Below are 20,300 nucleotides of genomic sequence, written 5' to 3'. Positions count from 1 at the left end.
TTTGTTGTGATAAATTAATTTTCGCTAACTTCTTGATTTGGGGATGTTTGCTGTACTGCTTCCTTAACTTGTGCAATATCTAAATCTAACGCTTGTGCTATTTGTTCCACAGTTAATCCTAGTGCTAACAATCTAGGTATAGCTTCTAATTTGGCTTTTTTTTCACCTTCTTCCTTCGCTTCTTGATAAACTCGCGTTTGCTTTAATTCATTTAAACTAAACATTGCTTCTATCTCCTCTCGACTCATTTGCGGAAATTTATAAATATCAGAGTGCTTCCCAAGGATTAATAATAGAAATGCCACATTCTTGAAAATCGGAGACGTTGCGTGTTGCTATGGTTGCTGTATGAGTGTAACAAATAGCAGCAATTTGAGCATCCGCTTGGGAAATAGGAGTACCATTTTGTTTTCTTTGGGATGCAATATTAGCAAAAGCTACAGCAGCAGCTTGATCAAAGGGAAGAACACGCCCAGCCAAATCTTCTAAGAACATCAACTGTGCTGCTTGATTAAGATCATTTCGACGTTTTCCCGTAGGTAGTAAGGCGATACCATAAAGAATCTCTGCTTGGGTAATTGTTGTGGTATACAGATTCATTAAAGATTGTTGAGCAGCCCAATTACGAACTATTTCAGACTTTTGAGGCTTCATTAATTCTGACAATACGTTTGTGTCAAGAATAATCATTCTTCAAATGTTGATACAGTACGGATAGGTTCTCTAAGAATTTCAGGTAATTCAAAGTCTCCTAAATCTGCAAAACGCTGCTCAATTATAGTAGCGATATTTAAGGGTTCCTCACGATTTTCTGTTAGAGCCATATAAAGAATTTCTTTGGCTTCTTCTTCGAGGGAACGACCATGTTTTTCGGCTCTTTTTTGCAGACGAAATCTCATGTCATCATCAAGGTTAGATATAGTAATTTTGTGCATACATTAGAGGGTTAAAGCTGAGTGTTTGCGGGATTTATGGATACCTACTTGCGGTTTTTAAAAATGAGAAAGCATTTGGCTTAAACGCTTGCTAAATCTCCTGAAATCAGTAAGCAAACCGCAGTTTGAGAAAGCATTTGGCTTAAATGCTTGCTAAATCTACTGAAATGAGCAAGCATTTGGCTTAAATGCTTGCTAAATCTACTGAAATGAGAAAACATTTTGGCAAAATGAGCAAGTGATCAAGCATTTTACTCATTCAAAAGGACACAACATTGTTCATTGGTGTCAATTTAACGTAAAATCCATGTCCCCCAAGGAAATGAATTTCCTTGCTCATAGCTGAAGTCATCTCAAGATGACTAAATATGCTCAAAAATTCTGAGTCTACTTCAGTAGACTTTCGCTATGAGACGTGAACTTAAGTTCACGGCGGGTGATGAAGCTCATGGTGAGGCTATTTTTAGCTGAATTTGACACCAATGAACATTGTTGTGCCCCTTCTACACTATTAAGATAATGCTCAATTCGTCCCAGAGAATTAATGACGAGTCAAATTAAACCTTCAAGCGCCTGTTGTAAATCATTAGTCAAATCTAACACAGATTGTTTTGCAGCCAAACGATTTACTTTATAGGCAGAAAACCTGTCAGAAACAGATATCGGTTCACCTATAGTTATTTTCACTTTTTGCTTACCTAATTGTGGTCTTTGTAAAGGATTACCACCTTGAATTCGAGTTACCATATCTCGCAAAAGTAAGGTAGTTTCGGCAAATCTTTCTACCGTTGGTTTGGCTTTAATATAATTACCAGAAACTGCTACAAAACTTTCAACTAATCGCATGTGCCACATGCGATAATTTGCTTCTTCAGCAACGCGATCGCCTAAAGCTCGTTCTATAGCCGATAAGGCTTTAACATCTTTAAAGTCTTCTCTAAATATATAATTCCACCCGGCTTGTTCTACTCGCCGACAACGGTCATTGAATTGACCTTTAGGCGATAAATCAAAATACTGCTCTGATATTTGGAGTGCGACATTTAATAAAGCTTGTAACCGCATAGCTAAAGCGGCGTTTCTATCATTAACTTCCCCTGATATATTCTGGTTATCTGTAAGTTTTTGATGATAAAACCGAGTGTAAAACTTTTCCATAATTGACAGTAAATGTTCTGCCAAACTTAATAATCGGGGATAAAGTGACTCTAGGGAAGGATTGCTATCACCAGCCGCATTCACAGGTAAACCACTCGCTGCTTCCAACTCACTCAACAATTGAGCGATCGCTATCCACGGCGTATCCACATAACTATATTTAATCCCAACTGGTACAATGAGAACCTGTTCGGAGCGTCCGGCCTTTTGCAAATCTTCAGCGCACCAAAAACTTAATTGAGCGATTCCTGGTTCCAAAGGGCTGATAATCTCCGATAAACCATTGGTAGCACCTTCTGGAGCAGCAGCCATGGGAAATTTGCCATTTGCAAACAAATCTCGCGCTGAACGCAAACCATTCCAATCAGCTTTACCCCGCTGAATGGGAGTTCCACCCAAATGGGAAACAATCCAACCGACATGTTCCCCAGCCCAGAGAGGAATGCCGCGATCGTAGATAAAATGAGCATGAATCGGAGACTGTAGCCCTATGCCCTGCTCTCGTGCTACCTTAGGCACGAGTTGGGACATCAAATAGCCTAAAGAAAATGGGTCTTCGGTTTTAGGATGGCGAAACGCCAACATAAACCTGACTTTACCCTGCTGAAACTGGTGATAAGCATCCGCCAAAGCTGCAACATTCTCTGCTTCAATTTGATTAATAGCTGTTTGCCATTTAATCCAACTCGGTAGCAGCAAATGCACAAATCGCAGAACCAAAGGGTTCAGCGCTGGGGGGATAAATTCTAGAGGTGGTTGGGCTTGAGCAATTACATCTGACAAGGTAGTCTTCTCCTAAATTTGTGTTCAAAAAAACTGCAGAATCACAGAATGAGGTATGAACAATTAAGTATGAAAGCAAAAAATCTAGTTTGAGAGTTTTACAAACAAAGTCTGAAGCCATAAAGTAGGCATCATCCCGTAACTTGGTGTTTTTACCTTCATCCGTAGGGTAATTCCATAATTCATACTTCATAATTCATAATTCCTACTTCATACTTCATAATTCATAATTCATTAAGGAATAAACGATGCGACTGTCACAAATATTATTCGTTACACTCCGGGATGATCCAGCTGATGCGGAAATTCCCAGCCATAAATTGTTACTCCGTGCTGGTTATATTCGTCGCATCGGTAGTGGTATTTATGCTTATTTACCTTTCATGTGGCGAGTGTTGCAAAAAGTTTCCCAAATTGTGCGAGAAGAAATGAACGCCACAGGCGCTCAAGAAACTCTCTTACCTCAATTACAGCCTGCTGATTTATGGAGAGAATCAGGCCGATGGGATACTTATACTAAAGCTGAGGGAATCATGTTTTCCCTGATTGACCGTCGTGAGCAACAATTAGGATTAGGCCCAACACACGAAGAAGTAATTACAATTATTGCTCGTGATTTAATTCGTTCCTATCGTCAATTACCGCAAACGCTTTACCAAATTCAAACTAAATTCCGTGATGAAATTCGTCCCCGGTTTGGTTTGATGCGCGGAAGAGAATTTATCATGAAAGATGCTTATTCTTTCAATGCTGATGAAGCCAGCTTGAAGAAAACTTATCAGGATATGCATCAAGCCTACAGCAATATTTTACGACGTTGTGGTTTAGCTTTCCGCGCCGTAGATGCAGACTCTGGGGCAATTGGCGGCTCTGGTTCCACAGAATTTATGGTGTTAGCAGAAGCTGGAGAAGATGAAGTTCTTTACACTGAAGATGGTCAATATGCTGCTAATGTGGAAAAGGCAGTTTCTCTACCATCGGCGGCGGAAACTTCACCATTTACTACTTATGAAAAACGAGATACACCAGGAACAGAAACAATTGAAACAGTGACTAAGTTCTTGCAATGTTCTCCTACCCAAATAGTCAAAAATGTTCTTTACCAAACAGTTTATGACAATAACATCACAGTACTGGTGTTGGTGAGTATTCGCGGCGATCAAGAAGTTAATGAAGTCAAATTGCAAAATGAATTGACTAAATTAGCTCCTGAATACAGCGCCAAAACTATCATCGCCTTAAATGTACCCAACGCGGAAACACAACAAACATGGACGGCGAAATCTTTACCTTTGGGTTACATTGCTCCTGATTTGGCTGATAATTATATTAGTGGTAGTAAACAGGTGCATTCTCAATTTGTGCGGTTGGTGGATCAAACCGCTGTGGAGTTAAAGAATTTTGTCACAGGTGCAAATGAAACTGGGTTTCACGTAGTTGGTGCAAACTGGGGTGAGCAATTTAAATTACCAGCTTTAGTAGTAGATATCCGCAAAGCTAGACCAGGCGATCGCGCAATTCATCACCCAGAACAAACCTTGAAAAGTGCTCGCGGAATCGAAGTCGGACATATCTTTCAACTGGGAACCAAATATTCCCAAGCAATGGCAGCAAATTATACTAACGAACAAGGAGAAGAAAAACCATTGCTAATGGGTTGTTACGGCGTAGGCGTGTCAAGATTAGCACAAGCAGCCGTAGAACAATCCTATGACAAAGACGGGATTATTTGGCCAGTAGCGATCGCACCTTATCACGCGATCGTCACAATTCCCAACATCAATGATGCTCAACAAGTGCAAATTGCCCAAAAACTTTACACTGAACTGAATCAAGCCGGCATAGAAACCTTACTCGATGACCGAGATGAAAGAGCCGGAGTCAAATTCAAAGACGCTGATTTGATTGGTATTCCTTACCGAATTGTCACAGGACGAGCGATCGCTAATGGTAAAGTTGAAGTTGTCGAAAGAGCCACCCGTCAATCACAAGAAATTGCCATTGACGATGTAATAATTACACTCAAAGAAAAGATGAAAGCTGAAGTCTGAAGTATGAAAAAATACACTTGCCAAATCAAGTAGGAAATAAAAACTCAAAATTTTCCGAATTTTATTCAACACCTGTTGATGTTATCAATATAATTTTCAACCCTCCCCAGATCAATATGTGATTTACATCATTTGAAAGGTGACGAAATAGAAGTATAGATTCTAAAATCGGAGACTAATTTTGCAAAATAAAAATTGCCAAAAACAAATTTTGGGAAACTCTCCGGTTTTTAGTATCGTCCTTAACCAGGCTGCTCTTCACAATTCAAAAGACAGAAGGGAATAATAAGAAAGGGAGCAAAAAGGATTTCGCCCGCAATTGTCATCAAAACATACGAAAAAACCTCATCCTTTTTTAGCCTCCCTTATCCGCATCTCCATTTCTGTGATCAAAACCATCTCAGCCCTCAGGAAGGTTTAAAAAATGAAAGACCAACAAGGATCTAACCGTATTTCATCAGGAGTTATAGCCAGCGTCGCAGCTGCGGTGGTTGCTGTCAGTGGTGGCGTAGCTTGGCTAACTTCCCAATCCAACAATTCTCCAGTACAATCAAACCCTGCAAATACCGTCAAGCAACCAGGAAACAACTCCACAGCCCTACAAGGTAACGAAAAAACAGCCAACATTTATTGGTTAAAACCCACAGAAAAAAGCTTTAATTTAGTTCCTCAACCTGTGAAAGTCGCCGCTTCACAGCCCAATCAAGTTTTAGAAACCGCATTTCAAAGTTTATTAGCCGGGCCCACAGAAGGCACAGATTCCACCACAATCCCCAAAGGAACTAAACTACTAGGATTAAAAGCCGAAAACGATCAAGTCCGCGTGAATTTATCTGAAGATTTTACCAATGGCGGCGGTAGCAGCTCCATGATGGGGCGCGTCGGTCAAGTTGTTTACACCGCCACAACTTTAAATCCTGATGCCAAAGTATACATTGATGTAGACGGCAAACCGCTAACAGTTTTAGGTGGTGAAGGCGTGGAATTAGAACAACCCCTAACCCGCAATAGCTTTAAGAAAAATTATCCACTTTAGTTATTAGACCTGCCTGAAAAACAAGTGGCTAGGGACTAGGGGTTAGGGAAGAAATATTTTTATTGTTCCCTATTCTCTAAACCCTATTCCCTATTCCCTATTCCCTGTTCCCCGTTCCCTTCTTCGATGAGCTAAATTTTACTATTTAACACACGAAAATGACGGGCTTGCTGCTCTAACCTAGTAGCCAGGCGATCGCAAACCCGATTACACAAATCAAAAATCATCTCATCTTCCACCCGGTAATAAGCGCAAGTGCCTTCACTGCGGCGGCTCAGGATACCAGCTTGCCACATCACCTTCAAGTGTTTTGACACATTAGCTTGCGAAGTCTGTGTTGCCTCTACCAACTCCTGTACGCACTTTTCCTCATCCCGCAATAAGTGTAAGAGCCGCAGACGCATCGGTTCACTTAACAGGCTGAAGTATTCAGCTACTTGTTGCACTACTTCTGGTGGTACAGGCAACGTTTGTTTCATCAGGATTAACCCGCAAGAACTGACAATATTAAAAATGACTCACGTCATATATAGATTAATACTTAATCAGGGTTAATTCGCATCAAAGGCTGATTATATTCCACAGGTTCACCATTTTGGAGCAAAATCTCCATCACCTGTCCGGAAACATCAGCCTCAATTTCATTCATCAGCTTCATCGCTTCGATAATACACACCGTTTGACCCTTGCGGACTCTATCGCCCACCTCCACAAACGGAGCCTCTCCCGGTGCGGGAGCGCGATAAAATGTCCCCACCATTGGCGAAGGTACTTCCACCAACCTTTGGTCAATCGTCGAGGGACTATTCGCCGATAATGGCGCACCAGAACCAGAATTATCAGCAACGCGAGTCCCTATTTCCGTTACCGGAGTCAAACCTGCCTGGGTTCCCATAGGTGAAACCGAAGTCAATCCCGAAGCCACCACACCACCTAACGCCCCTTGACCAGCCGACACCAGATGATTGCTGAAACTCACAGCCTTACGTACTGTGAGTTCAAAATCTTCGCTTTTGAGAGTTACTTCAGCAATATCAGTTTGGGCGATTGTTGCTAGCAGCTGGCGGATTTCATTAAAGTCCAATGACACAGTTATTATTACCTCAACCAGTCCATAAACAAGAATTTATCAGTGTGGCAGGGATTTAATCCCTGAAAAGGGATTGAAATCGATATTGGCATCTTAAAAGAAGATAAAAACTATTCCCTGCCGATATACTTATCTTCCGTAGTATCAATGCGGATGCGTTCGCCTTGAGAGATAAACAAAGGTACGTTGACCACAGCCCCAGTTTCCAGAGTTGCCGGTTTTGAGCCACCAGTAGCCGTATCACCTTTGACACCTGGATCTGTTTGTACAACTTCCAGAACCACAGACTTAGGTAATTCCACACCCAGCACCTGGTCATCCCAACGGATCACCTCAGCTTCCATACCTTCTTTGAGGTATTTTACGCGATCGCCAATTTGCGTTGCGCTCAATCTACTCTCTTCATAAGTTTCCATATCCATAAAGACAAACTCATCGCTCTCTTTATAGGTATGCTGCATCGTGATTTTTTCTATATTCGCTTGCGGCACACTTTCCCCAGCCCGGAAAGTTTTTTCCAGCTGCTTTCCTGTTTGCACATTTTTGAGTGTTGTCCGCACAAAAGCAGAACCCTTACCTGGCTTCACATGGAGGAAATCTACCACGCGCCATACGGAACCATCTAAAACAATTGAAACACCGGGTCGAAAGTCGTTACTAGATATCATGAAACTTGCAATTTTTGGAAGACAATCGGCATTTATTGTACCTTCCCACAGGAGTCATTGGTCATTTGAAGTGTGAAGTATGAAGTATGAAGTATGAAATCGAAATTTTTCATGCTTGATCCTTGCTCTTTCAGCCTTCATTCAGTACTGCTACTGTGAGAAGATTATCCTTGGGCTACGTCCAGTCAACAATTTGATGCTGCATTTGAGCCATCCCATGTATAACCTGTTAAACTCCTGGCTGAAAAACAGCCTCAAGGCAATACTGCTGATCACAATATTTTTAGGCATAAGTACAGCCGGGTGGACTCCTGCGAGTAGCGCCGCCCTGCCTTCTGGGAATGCAATTACTGATGGTAGAGCACTGTTGCGGTATGCACTGCCAATTAACAATCAACCTGTTCGCAAAATCCAAGCCAGTTTAGAAGATATCTCTAACCAACTGCGGGCAAATCGGCGATGGGGTGCTATCTCCAGAGACCTCAGCAATGCCTCCAGAGTTCTAGATAAACCCTCCCAAATCCTAGCAAGTGTTCTCAAAGAACGCCAACCCCAAGCCGAAGCTTGGATTGCTGAGTTAAAAGCTGGCGTCAATGCCATGCAAGAATTGGCGAAAGCCAAAGATAAGGAAAAAATTAGGGAAGAAAGAACCAGGTTACTAGATATCGTCACTCTACTAGAACAGGCAATGGTCAAAGAATTTCCCTTTGAAGTGCCTGCAGAATATAGTAATCTACCCCAGTTGAAAGGTCGTGCCACAGTGGCAATCAAAACCAACAAAGGCGACCTGACAGTTGTCGTAGACGGTTACAGCGCTCCTGTAACTGCTGGTAACTTTGTTGATTTGGTGCAACGTGGTTTTTATAACGGTTTAGAATTCACCCGTTCTGAAGAATCTTACTTTCTGCAAACTGGAGATCCCCCAGGAAAAGAAGTGGGTTTCGTTGACCCTGACACTGGCAAATACCGCGCCATTCCCCTAGAAGTTTTAGTGGAAGGCGACAAAAAACCCACCTATGGTATTACACTCGAAGACGCAGGCCGTTATATTGACATGCCAGTTCTGCCCTTCTCGTCCTTTGGTGCAGTAGTCATGGCGCGCCCTGAAAATGAAGTTAATGGCGGTTCTTCACAATTTTTCTTCTTTCTATTTGAACCAGAACTCACCCCAGCCGGTCGCAATCTCTTAGATGGCCGCTACTCTGTTTTTGGTTATCTCACAGAAGGACAAGAAATTTTAGATAAACTCAAAGCGGGTGACAAAATAGAATCCGCAACCGTCATTCAAGGAATCGAAAATTTAGTTGAGCCGCAAGCAGCATGACATAAGGATGAAGGCTGAAGTATGAAGGCTGAAAGCTTAAGTATGAAGAATGAAGGTTGAAGGATAAAAAGTGGAGTTTAAAGAGAGAAGAGAGAAATTTCTTGCTCTAAACTCAAAGTTCCCAGTTTCATACTTTATACTTTATACTTCATCCTTCATACTTTAAATATTACTTGCATTCAATACTTGATCAACAGTAATTACTAATTCTGAAAAAACTCGTGATTCAACTTTTTGATTGTCACTAAAAACAGTTTCTTCGTATAATCCTTCTTCTAGCAATAACACCGAAATTTTATTAACCAGTGGGTCTACAATCCAATACTCAGGAATCTCCAGCGCCGCATATTCAGAACGCTTATAGCGATAATCTCTTTTCACCGACTCTGGACTAACCACCTCAATAACTAATAACGGCGGCGACTGAAATACCGCTGACACATTCTTTAATTCTCTAGCCTGCGCCAACGTCACCACACACAAGTCAGTTAACCGAGATTTATTTCTCCCCGTCCTGACTCCAGCTTCTCGCAAACACAACCAAGGAAGACTACAGCGCTGAATTTCTGTATCTAACAATTGCTCAAGTAATTTAGTAATCAAAAAATGTTCAATTGTTGGTGGATTCATTAGCTCTAACCTGCCATCCACCAATTCATAATTAAAACCTGTACCATCATCATAGGTTAGATACTCCTCAAAAGTGATGCTAGTTACTGCTGGTGTTGTTACCATCTCAACTAACCCCTAAACAATATTTTTATCCTAACCTCAGTTCGTGCTGAGTCATTAATACTTAGATAAAACCCACACACCAAGCGACTTTCGACCCTAACCCCTAACCCCTCATCCCTAACCCCTCATCCCCGCTCCCTGTTCCCTGCTATGACAAATGACCAAATAAAAGACATCGGCGAACAAGGACTTCTAGCGAAATTACACCGCTTCTGTCCTCCAGAAATTATCGGCGACGACGCAGCCGTTTTGTTAACCACACCAGGAAAATCACTGGTAGTCACAACCGATGTACTAGTTAATGAAGTGCATTTCAGTGATATTACTACCTCGCCAGAAGACGCTGGATGGCGGGCTGCGGCGGCTAATTTGTCAGATTTGGCGGCTATGGGTGCTTCCCCGCTGGGAATCACAGTCGGGCTAGGAATTCCGGGTGAAGTCAGCGTCAGTTGGGTTGAGCGCCTTTATGAAGGGATGACAGAATGCTTACAAAAATACAATACCCCAATTGTGGGCGGTGATATTGTGCGATCGCCCGTAATCACTATAGCCATCACCGCCTTTGGTGAAGTTGCGCCCCATCAAATTATCCGCCGTTCTGCTGCCAAAGTAGGAGATGCGATCGTGGTGACAGGTATTCATGGAGCCTCAAGAGCGGGCTTACAACTGCTCTTACACCCAGAAATAGGACAAAACCTCAAACAAGCCGACAAGCAGGCTTTAATCACTGCACACCAGCGTCCCCAGCCACGTTTAGATGTCTTACCCTTTCTTTGGCAAATCTTCGATTCCTCCTCCCCATCTTCCCACCTTCCCATTGCAGGGATGGACAGCAGCGATGGTTTAGCAGATGCTGTTGTGCAAATCTGTCGCGCCAGCGGTGTGGGAGCGATTCTTGAATATCAGCAAATTCCCTTACCAGCAGCTTTTGAACATTGGCTGACACCAGCACAAGCACTAGACTACGGTTTATACGGTGGCGAAGACTTTGAATTAATACTCTGCTTACCAACAGCGCCAGCTTCTGACCTAGTGAAACAACTGGGAGACAAAGCAGCGATCGTCGGTACAATTACCGCAGGAACCACAGTAGTATTGCACGATCAAAACCAAAAAATCCCTGACCGAGTTATGACTCTTAATCAGGGATTTCAACATTTTGGTGATTAGTTATTTGTCATTTGTTAATTGTATGAAACTAATGACAACAAAACTTATTGCCATTTTTCAGCGACGAGTTCCGCTAAATCCAAAACTCGCTGGCTGTAGCCCCACTCGTTGTCATACCAAGCCATGACTTTTACTAGGTCATTACCCATCACCAAAGTCAAGCTGGCGTCAACAATGGAAGAAGCGTCAGTTCCTTGATAATCGGATGACACTAATTGTAGTTCGCTGTAATCCAAAATTCCTTTGAGAGGCCCTTCAGACGCATCTTTAAGAGCTTGGTTGACTTCTTCCGTAATAGTACGCTTTTCAACCTGAACTACGAAATCTACCATTGATACGTTCGGAGTAGGTACCCGTAGGGCGACGCCATTGAGCTTGCCTTTCAGGTCTGGGATTACCAATGCTACAGCTTTCGCTGCACCAGTGGAAGTAGGTACGATGTTGATGGCTGCTGCTCTGGCCCGGCGCAAATCCCGGTGAGAAGCGTCTAGCAAACGCTGGTCGCCAGTGTAACTGTGGGTAGTGGTCATGGTGCCTTTAATGATGCCAAACTTATCGTTCAACACCTTAGCAATCGGAGCCAAGCAGTTAGTCGTACAACTAGCGTTACTGATGATGTGGTGTACATTGTGGTCGTAATCTTGATGATTTACACCGACTACAAAAGTACCGTCCTCATTTTTACCAGGAGCAGTAATCAGCACCTTTTTCGCACCAGCATTTACATGCTTAAGTGCCCCTTCTTTGCTAGTGAAAACACCTGTTGCTTCAATAATTAGGTCTATTTCCCAGTCTTTCCAGGGCAAGTTTTCCGGATTGCGATCAGATACACATTTAATGGTTTTACCGTTAACAGTGATGGAATTATCATCCGCTGAAATGTCAGCCTTTGTTAACTTCCCTAACATCGAATCGTACTTCAACAAGTGAGCATTGGTTCTAGGGTCTGATGTGTCATTGACAGCAACAAGGTCGATATTGCTGTTTTCTCTACCCAGCCAGCAACGTGCAAAGTTACGCCCGATGCGCCCGAAACCGTTGATTGCAACTCTAATCACAGCGTCTTGCCCTCTGTATTTATGCCTATAAGTTGATATCTTGAACCCAATCATATCGCAAAGGGAGGGGGCATTCATAACCTTAAAGTGCTGAATCCAGAAAAAAAAACATAATTTATTCAGATTCATTTGTGTACAGGTGGTGATCGCTGATGTAAGACCTGACGGATTCTGGCACTAAATAGCGGATAGAGCGGCCCACGCATACAAATTGGCGAACTAAACTTGACGAAACGCCTACTAAGGGTATATTCAAGGATTGCCAGCGAACGGTGGAGGACTGATTTTCTAGATGTTGCTCCACTTGCTTGCAGATTGACTCACTTTGAGCTATAGTCTCACCACCTAATTGTCTGGGTGCAATTAACCAATCACACATTTGTGCTATTTCGTGTCCACGGTACCACCGGGGTAAGGTTTGGAAGGCATCCAAGCCGACAATCCAATACCAGTGAGTATTTGGGTAAACAGCAGATAAGTCAATTAGGCTATTAATCGCATAAGATTTTCCAGAGCGATTTAACTCAATTAGTGAGACACTAAACGCGGGATGATCTGCTGTAGCGCGCTGTAGCATTTCTATCCGATGCTGAAAGTGCACCGGCTGTTTATGTGGAGGATTAAGGGATGGCAGCCAAATTACCCGATCTAGGGCTACTTGATGTAAAGCTGTTTCGGCTAAGAGCAGGTGTCCCCAATGAATCGGATCGAATGTGCCACCAAAAATTGCTATTCGATGCATCCAGTTAGATTGGATTGATATTCAATTGCAAAATAGTTTTGTTATCTAATGTACTATTGTAGTCAATTCTGTTCTCATCTTTTGATGTAATTTAAAAGTAGTTTCATGATCAATCTATGCTTTTAGCCAATTCTGGTAACGAATTTCTAAATATGTATTTGGCATTACAAGAATTTATTTCCCGACGGGGCAAAACTCATCAGAATAATCATGAGATACAGTTGAGAAATAGCAAAAACCTCCAACAAAGGTAAAATAATTCTGAAATAAACAAAACAACCGGAGAAAAATCAAAAAAACATCAAATATAGGGAATGATACAGGAACACTTACGGTGGAAAACAAATTCCTGTTATGATACGCGTGTTATTTGTGATGATGGTGTGGTGTGGTGTAAGAGGAGGAATCAATGAGTAATTCTGTAGATTTTAGCGGCAAACCGTTTCATTTCATTGGGATCGGTGGGATAGGGATGTCAGCGCTGGCTTATGTACTGGCAAAGCGTCAATTACCAGTGTCAGGTTCAGACCTTCGTCCGAGCCACATTACCCGGAAATTGGCATCTATCGGCACTCATATTTTTAGTAGACAAGAGGCAAGTAATCTTGAATTTTTTCGTCCTCAGCTAGCAACGGAAGTAGAATTAAATTCACAAAAAGAAATACCGCACGTTGTCAAGTCAAGCTTGCCACAAGTAATTTGTTCAACAGCAATTAACACGAACAATTTAGAATATAAAGCTGCCCTAGAATTGGGTTGCCCAATTTTACATCGCTCGGATGTACTAGCAGCTTTGATAGCTGATTACCACAGTGTTGCAGTCGCAGGAACCCACGGCAAGACTACAACAAGTAGTATGATTGGCTATATGTTGCTAGAAGCGGGATTAGATCCCACAATTATTGTCGGTGGGGAAGTCGATGCTTGGGAAGGAAACGCCCGATTAGGAGCAAGTCGGTATTTAGTAGCAGAAGCAGATGAATCAGATGGTTCGTTGGTGAAACATTCTCCAGAAATCGGTATTATCACCAACATCGAGCTGGATCATCCAGATCACTACGACACTTTGGAGGAAGTGGTAGAAATCTTCCAAGAGTTTGCCAAAGGCTGCAAAACTTTAATCGGTAGCATTGATTGTGCAACAGTGCGCGATCGCCTACAACCAACAATCAGCTACAGCCTCAACCCAGAAACCAACGCCGACTACACCGTCACCAGCATCGACTATCGGGCTGACGGCACCACTGCTTTAGTTTGGGAGAAAAATAAAGTTTTAGGCGTGTTGAATTTACGGCTACTGGGGCGACACAACCTCAGCAATGCCCTAGCGGCAGTGGCAGTTGGTCGAGTATTGGGTTTAGAATTTGGACAAATAGCCGAAGGTATCGCTAACTTTGGTGGAGCGAGACGCCGCTTTGAGTTACGGGGAGAGGCCAGAGGGATCACCTTCATCGATGACTATGCTCATCACCCCAGTGAAATTCGTGTTACTCTGGCTGCAGCCCGCCTCCAAGCCAGACCAGGACAAAGAGTCGTGGCAATTTTCCAACCCCACCGCTACAGTCGCACACTGACATTTTTAGCAGAATTTGCCGAATCCTTTAGCCATGCGGATTTGGTGGTGTTAACTGATATTTACAGCGCTGGAGAACCTAATCTAGGAAAAATCAGCGGTGAACTGTTGGCAGAGGCTGTAGCCAAACAGCACCCAAATGTAGTCTACCAACCAACCATACAGTCTGTATGCGAGTTTTTGCTGCCAACTCTTAGTTCTGGGGATCTGGCGCTGTTTTTGGGTGCAGGTAATTTAAATCAGGCAATTCCCGAACTTATCACCACCCTCCATGAACCGGCAACAGCCACATCTTAACTAGGGTTACTAGCTGGGCGCCGATTTGAGTGTCCAACTTGTAAAAATTTGATAAAAAGACTCAGGCATTCCCGCTGCATTGCGGAAAATAGATGTAAAAAATTTTACCAATTTGACCTAAAAAATGATAACCACCCAGGTGACTGGCAACGTTTGCACAGTTTCTACTTTGACTACAGAGAAACAGAAAGCCGCTAATTCTGTTCAGGGTAAAGTTATGTATTTGCCCGGTACTGATTGTGTGATTAAGTCCCAAGCGTCCTTGTCAGCGTTTACCTCCTATAGAGTCGGTGGTGCAGCTGAATGGTACATTGCCCCCCGGAACATAGAAGCACTACAAGCAGGTATTAAGTATGCAAAAGAACATAACCTGCCTGTGACAATTTTAGGTGCTGGTTCTAACTTATTAGTTAGCGATCGCGGTTTACCAGGACTAGTCATAGCCACGCGTCATCTCCGTTACAGCCACTTTGACCCCCATACAGGTCAATTAACCGTCTCGGCCGGAGAATCAATCCCCAGCTTGGCATGGGATGCAGCTGATTTGGGATGGCAAGGCTTGGAATGGGCTGTGGGTATCCCTGGTACAGTTGGCGGTGCAGTCGTCATGAATGCAGGAGCGCACAACAGTTGTATCGCAGACATGTTAGTTAGTGTTCAAGTACTTCTACCTGACGGCACACAACAAACTCTGACGGCTGCAGAGCTAGGTTACAGTTACCGTACTTCATTATTACAAGGCGGTCATTCCTCCTACTTCAAGGACGGTACCAGCCCAGAGAAACACGGTCAGCGGATTGTGACCCAAGCCACCTTACAACTCCAACCAGGTGCTGATCCAGCACAGGTTTTGGCAATAACCAAACAACACAAACAGCACCGACTGAGTACCCAACCATACAACTTCCCTAGTTGTGGTAGTGTGTTTCGCAATCCCAAACCGCAATCTGCAGGCTGGTTAATCGAGCACACAGGACTTAAAGGCTTTCAAATTGGTGGAGCGCAAGTAGCGCAACTCCACGCCAACTTTATTGTCAACCGTGGTGGAGCCAAAGCCAGCGATATTTTTTGTCTAATAAATCACATCCAACACCAAGTACAAGACCGTTGGTCAGTTTGGTTAGAACCCGAAGTGAAAATGCTCGGTGAATTTCAACCTGCTTGTTAAGGGAATAGAGGTGAGGGGCTAGGGGCTAGCGATGAGGGTTGCTAGTTCCTGGTGGTCTGTCGCATAAGTTGTGAAGGCTTCGTAGTCAAGACTTAAGTCCTTGAAGCTTAAGCACTAAAGTGCTGACTACGAACTAATCCACCCCGCAAAATTAATGGGACAGACCAGTAGTTCCTCGATTTCTTGTTCCCTATTGCCTTCATCAAAAATTATTCCCCAGGTTATGACTGTGGGGAATAAAAAATCTGCATATAGATAGATGTAATAAAAATAAAAATATCTACAGCATAAAATGCTAGCCATATATGATTTAACTTGTAATCGACATTAGAAATTACTACGCTAATAGAGATGCGGTTACGGTAACCTCAATGTTAAAAGTCAACCGCTTGCGGCTGCAAGATATACATAAAATCCCCGTAAATTCACTAGTAGTAACAATTGCCAGTCTCTTGGTCATTGTCGGAGGCGGCTCGGTACTGTTGGGCTGGTTATGGGGAGTGGAACTGCTCAAGAGAGCCTTCTATACCGGCACAGCAACAATGAAGGTGAATTCAGCATTGTGTTTTGTCTTGTCTGGTATATGCTTATGGCTGTTACAAAAGGGTGAGAGTCAAAGGTTTGCTGTGGAGGAAAATCAAGCAGGTAGAAAAAAAAAGAGTGATTTGCGCCGTCATCACCGCCTCTATCTGCGGCTGGCGCGGGTGTGTGCATTATTAGTGTTCATTATAGGGTTGCTCACACTCAGTGAATATTTCTTTAACTGGAATCTGGGGATTGATGAGCTAGTGTTTCGTGACTCGTCGCCGGAAACTATGGGGTTATATCCTGGGCGTATGGGGTTGAACACAGCACTAAGTTTTCTATTTATCAGTGTGGCTTTGGAATTATTGGGGAGAAAACAAAGCCGTCGTCACTATTGGTATGCCCAAATTATCACTTTAGTAGCGGCAGCGATCGCTTTTCAAGCTTTGATTGCTCATACTTACAAAGTGGAATTTGTGTATGAATTGCTACCATATTCCACATCAATGGCTTTACCGACAATATTGATTTTCCTGGTGCTGTGCGTTGGTATGCTGTGGGTTTATCCCCACCAGGGGTTAATGCGGGTATTGTTGAGTGATAGCTATGGGGGCTTGTTTGCACGGAGATTTTTGTTAGCAGCGATCGCTGTCCCTTTTTTAGTAGGCTGGTTAATAGTCCAAGGGCAACAGGCGAAAAAATATGACGCAGCTTTTGCCATATCCCTATTTGCGATCATCTTGATCGTCATTTTTGTGATTTTGGTATTACGCAGTGCTACTGTTGTGGAGCGCCTCAGTCGTCAACGCGATCGCATTCAAGGTGTACTCAGAGTTAATGAAGCCAAATTGCGGAGTTTTGTTGATGCTAACATCGTCGGCATTGCCTTCGGTAACGCTGATGGCACTCTCCAGCAAGCAAATGATGCATTTTTGCATATTATTGGTTACACCCAAGCAGATTTAGCTGCAGGTGCAATTTCTTGGCAAAAACTGACGCCACCAGAACAATTCGAGCTAGATTGGCAAAGAGTCGCCGAAGCTAAGGAAAATGCTCAGGGTGCATGTCTACCATATGAAAAAGAATACATTCGCCGAGATGGTAGTCGTGTCTCAGTGTTGGTAGGGTATGTGCTGCTGGGGGAAAAACAACAAGAAACAGTGACTTTAGTTTTAGATTTAAGCGAACGCCAGCAAGCTAGAGAGCAAATTGTCCAACTTAATAAAGATTTACAGCGGCGTGTCGCTGAGTTACAAACTTTACTAGAAGTCATCCCTATCGGTATCGGTATTGCCGAAGACAGCCAATGCCAAAATATCAAAGTTAACCCAGCTTTTGCTAAACAGTTGGGCATCGCTCACCATCTCAACGCCTCACTGAGTGCTCCCATCGACGAAAGACCTTCATTCAAAGTTTACCGCGAAGGCAGAGAACTGCTAGCCGAGGAATTGCCTATGCAGTATTCTGTGGCTAACGGCGTGGAAATTTTGGATTTTGAGGTAGACATAATCCATGAAAATGGTAATATTGTCAACCTAGCAGAATACGTTGCCCCCTTGTTTGATGAAGAAGGTAAAACCAGAGGCTGCATCGGTGCATTTGTAGACATCACAGAACGTAAACAAGCAGAAGCAGTATTACGCAATCAGCAAAAATGGCTGGAAGATGTTCTTAATCTTATGCCCAGACCGCTGCTGTTTATCGAACCGATGACAGCGAAGGTAACTTTTGCTAATCGAGCAGCTGATGAGTTAGCTGGGGGTGAATTTCCTAGAAATATTCCCGCCGCAGAGTATCATAAATTTTATTATTACAGCAATGCAGCAGGCGATCGCATTCCCAATGACCAAATACCAGGAGTGCGGGTTGCGAATGGAGAAAGATTGGATGGATTAGAAGTAGATTGGCATACAAGCGGCGCTGTGCGTTCACTATTGATCTTCGCTGATACCCTCCCAGCGATGCACGGTCATCCGGCTACTTGTATCATGGTGTTCCAAGATATTAGTAACCTCAAGCAAGCAGAAAAAGCGCTGTCACTGGGTTACAAAAGATTGCAACTGTTATTTGATACCGCTAGTGAATTACTTTCTAGCCAGCATCCATTGGCGTTGATTGACAGCTTGTTTCGTAAACTTTCGCAACAAATTGAGTTAGATGTTTACTTTAACTATTTGGTTGAGGAAAATTCTCAATTAATGCACCTAGCGTCTTTCATGGGTATTTCCCAACAGCAAGCTGCAGATATAGAATGGATTGTTTTTGGACAATCAATTTCTGGGACTGTCGCCCAAGAACGGCGAGCTATTGCTGTTGAGAATGTGCAACAATCAACAGACCAGAAAACAGAATTAATTCGCACCTTGGGAATGACGGCTTATTGTGCGTATCCGTTAATTGCTCAGGGAAAACTTTTAGGTACTCTTTCCTTTGGCTCGCGGACGCGGAGGCGCTTCACTGAGAATCAAAGAGGGATGATGCAAGCTGTTTGTGATCAAATTGCGATCGCTATAGAACGCGCCAGTTTGATTGCTTCGTTGCAGCAGCAAACTGAACAACTGCGGCAAGCAAACCGCATGAAAGACGAATTCTTAGCAATATTATCTCATGAATTGCGATCGCCCCTCAATGCTATTCTCGGCTGGGCGCAATTATTGCGGTCGCGCAATCTCAGCGAAGTGCAAACAACCAAAGGTCTAGAAACAATCGAGCGCAACGCCAGAAACCAAACCCAGCTAGTAGAAGACTTGCTCGACATTACCCGCATGATCAAAGGCCAATTGCGTCTAAATGTGCGGACTTGCGACTTAATGCCAATGATTGAGTCAGTATTAGAGACTCTCAGCGTCGCCGCTCAAGCCAAAGAAATCGATTTGACATTTTCCCTAATTCCTTGGTGGGAACCGCAGGTAGCCAATAGCGAGCGTCCTGAATCCATCGTCTTGAAATCGAAAATTTATCGACTTTCCGGATTCCCCAAGTATAGCGCCCTGAGTGATACCCCAGATCTCAAGTCTAAATTTTTAGTCGCCGGTGATCCAGAACGTTTGCAACAAATCATCTGGAATCTTCTATCTAACGCCATCAAATTTACACCCAGAGGCGGTGGAGTAGAAATTAAGCTAGCAAAAATCAGTGCCAAAGAGCAAATACTCAAAGATAGTGCCACTGATTATGCTCAGATTCAAGTATTAGATACAGGTATTGGTATCAGCGCCGAATTTCTTCCCTACGTATTTGATCGCTTCCGCCAAGCAGATAGTTCCAGCACCAGACCACACGGCGGGCTAGGATTAGGTTTAGCGATCGTCCAACACCTAGTAGAATTGCATGGCGGTACTGTGCAGGTAGATAGTCAAGGTGAGCAACAAGGAGCTATTTTTACAGTGCTATTACCGCTATTGTCACTCAATCACAGCCCTGGTTTAGAAGACAGTACAGACGCAGAAAGTGCTGGTTCTTTAGCCGCATGTCCCCTGCTTTTGGGCGTACGGGTGCTAGTTGTCGATGACGAAGCCGATAGCCGAGAATTTATCGCCACCGTACTGCAACAGTGCCAAGCTGAAGTGATCACTGTAGATTCAGTCTCAGAAGCACTGCAGCTCATTGTAGATTGGAAGCCAGATGTTTTAGTCAGTGACCTAGGTATACCGTCTGCAGATGGCGACTCTTTCATCCGGAAAGTGCGAGAGCAACCACCAGAGCGCGGCGGGAAAATTCCCGCAGCAGCCCTCACAGTGTACGCTAGAGTCGAAGACCGAATGCGTGCCATACAAGAAGGTTATCAGCTGCACTTACCTAAACCGATTGAGCCGGCGGAATTAACTACAGTAGTTGCGAGTCTTGCTGGAAAAAATTGATCGAAGAAGGGAATAGGGAACTGTTCCCTGTGAAAATTTCTGGCGAGTAACTAAATTGGTGCTGTGATTTCGATCCGAAATCAAGATTTCTTCCAATGTATATAAATTGTGTTATCCACACAGATAT

General features: G+C 43.4%; 16 protein-coding genes and 1 pseudogene. 7 read left to right on the top strand and 10 right to left on the bottom strand.

The window, feature by feature from the left end; genetic code table 11:
* Positions 1 to 14: 14 nt before the first annotated feature.
* From MIC7126_RS0125305 to MIC7126_RS0125290, 4 genes and pseudogenes are all read right to left on the bottom strand, one after another.
* Positions 15 to 266, bottom strand: a pseudogene (locus MIC7126_RS0125305) (Rpn family recombination-promoting nuclease/putative transposase); the annotation flags it as partial.
* A 1-nt stretch (position 267) separates the two neighbouring features.
* A complete protein-coding gene (locus MIC7126_RS0125300; RefSeq protein WP_017655924.1) occupies positions 268 to 690 on the bottom strand; it encodes a type II toxin-antitoxin system VapC family toxin in 423 nt (140 codons plus the stop codon).
* A complete protein-coding gene (locus MIC7126_RS0125295; protein ID WP_017655923.1) occupies positions 687 to 935 on the bottom strand; it encodes a FitA-like ribbon-helix-helix domain-containing protein in 249 nt (82 codons plus the stop codon). The genes MIC7126_RS0125300 and MIC7126_RS0125295 overlap by 4 nt, the downstream gene beginning before the upstream one ends.
* Positions 936 to 1,487: 552 nt before the next feature.
* Positions 1,488 to 2,876, bottom strand: a complete 1,389-nt coding sequence (locus MIC7126_RS0125290; protein WP_017655922.1) for a glycerol acyltransferase — start codon at positions 2,874 to 2,876, stop codon at positions 1,488 to 1,490.
* 248 nt (positions 2,877 to 3,124) lie between these two features.
* Here MIC7126_RS0125290 and MIC7126_RS0125285 point away from each other — a divergent pair, with 248 nt between their 5' ends.
* The gene (locus tag MIC7126_RS0125285; RefSeq protein WP_017655921.1) at positions 3,125 to 4,927 is read left to right on the top strand and encodes a proline--tRNA ligase; all 1,803 of its coding nucleotides are present in this window, start codon (positions 3,125 to 3,127) and stop codon (positions 4,925 to 4,927) included.
* 424 nt (positions 4,928 to 5,351) lie between these two features.
* The gene (locus MIC7126_RS0125280) at positions 5,352 to 5,963 is read left to right on the top strand and encodes a GerMN domain-containing protein (protein WP_017655920.1); all 612 of its coding nucleotides are present in this window, start codon (positions 5,352 to 5,354) and stop codon (positions 5,961 to 5,963) included.
* Between the two features lie 131 nt (positions 5,964 to 6,094).
* Here MIC7126_RS0125280 and MIC7126_RS0125275 read toward each other — a convergent pair whose 3' ends face one another.
* The 3 genes from MIC7126_RS0125275 to efp all read right to left on the bottom strand — a co-directional run bounded on the left by MIC7126_RS0125275 (position 6,095) and on the right by efp (position 7,721).
* A complete protein-coding gene (locus MIC7126_RS0125275) occupies positions 6,095 to 6,442 on the bottom strand; it encodes an ArsR/SmtB family transcription factor (protein WP_017655919.1) in 348 nt (115 codons plus the stop codon).
* A 62-nt stretch (positions 6,443 to 6,504) separates the two neighbouring features.
* On the bottom strand, positions 6,505 to 7,053 hold the full coding sequence (accB, locus tag MIC7126_RS0125270; RefSeq protein ID WP_017655918.1) for an acetyl-CoA carboxylase biotin carboxyl carrier protein: 549 nt from the start codon (positions 7,051 to 7,053) through the stop codon (positions 6,505 to 6,507).
* Positions 7,054 to 7,163: 110 nt separating this feature from the next.
* Entirely contained in the window at positions 7,164 to 7,721 is a 558-nt protein-coding gene (gene efp / locus MIC7126_RS0125265) for an elongation factor P (RefSeq protein WP_017655917.1), read from the bottom strand.
* Positions 7,722 to 7,938: 217 nt separating this feature from the next.
* On the opposite strand from efp, the gene MIC7126_RS0125260 reads away from it, so the two are divergent.
* Complete coding sequence (locus MIC7126_RS0125260; RefSeq protein WP_017655916.1) at positions 7,939 to 9,045, top strand: peptidylprolyl isomerase; 1,107 nt, start codon at positions 7,939 to 7,941, stop codon at positions 9,043 to 9,045.
* A gap of 162 nt (positions 9,046 to 9,207) precedes the next feature.
* On the opposite strand, the gene MIC7126_RS0125255 is transcribed toward MIC7126_RS0125260, so the two are convergent.
* On the bottom strand, positions 9,208 to 9,780 hold the full coding sequence (locus tag MIC7126_RS0125255; protein WP_017655915.1) for a Uma2 family endonuclease: 573 nt from the start codon (positions 9,778 to 9,780) through the stop codon (positions 9,208 to 9,210).
* A gap of 150 nt (positions 9,781 to 9,930) precedes the next feature.
* On the opposite strand from MIC7126_RS0125255, the gene thiL reads away from it, so the two are divergent.
* The gene (thiL, locus tag MIC7126_RS0125250) at positions 9,931 to 10,950 is read left to right on the top strand and encodes a thiamine-phosphate kinase (protein WP_017655914.1); all 1,020 of its coding nucleotides are present in this window, start codon (positions 9,931 to 9,933) and stop codon (positions 10,948 to 10,950) included.
* Between the two features lie 44 nt (positions 10,951 to 10,994).
* Here the strand turns inward: thiL and MIC7126_RS0125245 are convergent, their stop codons facing one another.
* On the bottom strand, positions 10,995 to 12,008 hold the full coding sequence (locus tag MIC7126_RS0125245; protein WP_026100517.1) for a type I glyceraldehyde-3-phosphate dehydrogenase: 1,014 nt from the start codon (positions 12,006 to 12,008) through the stop codon (positions 10,995 to 10,997).
* A gap of 115 nt (positions 12,009 to 12,123) precedes the next feature.
* Positions 12,124 to 12,750: a nicotinate (nicotinamide) nucleotide adenylyltransferase gene (gene nadD, locus MIC7126_RS0125240; protein WP_017655912.1), complete on the bottom strand. Its 627-nt coding sequence runs from the start codon at positions 12,748 to 12,750 to the stop codon at positions 12,124 to 12,126.
* Positions 12,751 to 13,159: 409 nt separating this feature from the next.
* On the opposite strand from nadD, the gene murC reads away from it, so the two are divergent.
* The 3 genes from murC to MIC7126_RS0125225 all read left to right on the top strand — a co-directional run bounded on the left by murC (position 13,160) and on the right by MIC7126_RS0125225 (position 20,173).
* Positions 13,160 to 14,620, top strand: a complete 1,461-nt coding sequence (gene murC / locus MIC7126_RS0125235) for a UDP-N-acetylmuramate--L-alanine ligase (RefSeq protein ID WP_017655911.1) — start codon at positions 13,160 to 13,162, stop codon at positions 14,618 to 14,620.
* Positions 14,621 to 14,744: 124 nt separating this feature from the next.
* Positions 14,745 to 15,788 (top strand): UDP-N-acetylmuramate dehydrogenase, encoded by a 1,044-nt coding sequence (gene murB, locus MIC7126_RS0125230; RefSeq protein WP_017655910.1) that lies wholly within the window; start codon positions 14,745 to 14,747, stop codon positions 15,786 to 15,788.
* Between the two features lie 371 nt (positions 15,789 to 16,159).
* Positions 16,160 to 20,173, top strand: coding sequence for an ATP-binding protein (locus tag MIC7126_RS0125225; RefSeq protein ID WP_017655909.1), 4,014 nt, complete (start codon positions 16,160 to 16,162; stop codon positions 20,171 to 20,173).
* The last annotated feature ends 127 nt before the right edge of the window (positions 20,174 to 20,300 follow it).

It is taken from the genome of Fortiea contorta PCC 7126 (assembly GCF_000332295.1).
Taxonomy (GTDB): domain Bacteria; phylum Cyanobacteriota; class Cyanobacteriia; order Cyanobacteriales; family Nostocaceae; genus Fortiea; species Fortiea contorta.
This window is presented reverse-complemented; position numbering and strand designations above follow the sequence as displayed.

Excerpts from the sequence above, each read along its gene's own strand:
- MIC7126_RS0125300 (WP_017655924.1), bottom strand. The coding sequence starts at position 690 with ATGATTATTCTTGACACAAACGTATTGTCAGAATTAATGAAGCCTCAA.
- MIC7126_RS0125295 (WP_017655923.1), bottom strand. The coding sequence starts at position 935 with ATGCACAAAATTACTATATCTAACCTTGATGATGACATGAGATTTCGT.
- MIC7126_RS0125285 (WP_017655921.1), top strand. The coding sequence starts at position 3,125 with ATGCGACTGTCACAAATATTATTCGTTACACTCCGGGATGATCCAGCT.
- MIC7126_RS0125280 (WP_017655920.1), top strand. The coding sequence starts at position 5,352 with ATGAAAGACCAACAAGGATCTAACCGTATTTCATCAGGAGTTATAGCC.
- MIC7126_RS0125275 (WP_017655919.1), bottom strand. The coding sequence starts at position 6,442 with ATGAAACAAACGTTGCCTGTACCACCAGAAGTAGTGCAACAAGTAGCT.
- efp (WP_017655917.1), bottom strand. The coding sequence starts at position 7,721 with ATGATATCTAGTAACGACTTTCGACCCGGTGTTTCAATTGTTTTAGAT.
- MIC7126_RS0125260 (WP_017655916.1), top strand. The coding sequence starts at position 7,939 with ATGTATAACCTGTTAAACTCCTGGCTGAAAAACAGCCTCAAGGCAATA.
- MIC7126_RS0125255 (WP_017655915.1), bottom strand. The coding sequence starts at position 9,780 with ATGGTAACAACACCAGCAGTAACTAGCATCACTTTTGAGGAGTATCTA.
- thiL (WP_017655914.1), top strand. The coding sequence starts at position 9,931 with ATGACAAATGACCAAATAAAAGACATCGGCGAACAAGGACTTCTAGCG.
- nadD (WP_017655912.1), bottom strand. The coding sequence starts at position 12,750 with ATGCATCGAATAGCAATTTTTGGTGGCACATTCGATCCGATTCATTGG.
- murC (WP_017655911.1), top strand. The coding sequence starts at position 13,160 with ATGAGTAATTCTGTAGATTTTAGCGGCAAACCGTTTCATTTCATTGGG.
- murB (WP_017655910.1), top strand. The coding sequence starts at position 14,745 with ATGATAACCACCCAGGTGACTGGCAACGTTTGCACAGTTTCTACTTTG.
- MIC7126_RS0125225 (WP_017655909.1), top strand. The coding sequence starts at position 16,160 with ATGTTAAAAGTCAACCGCTTGCGGCTGCAAGATATACATAAAATCCCC.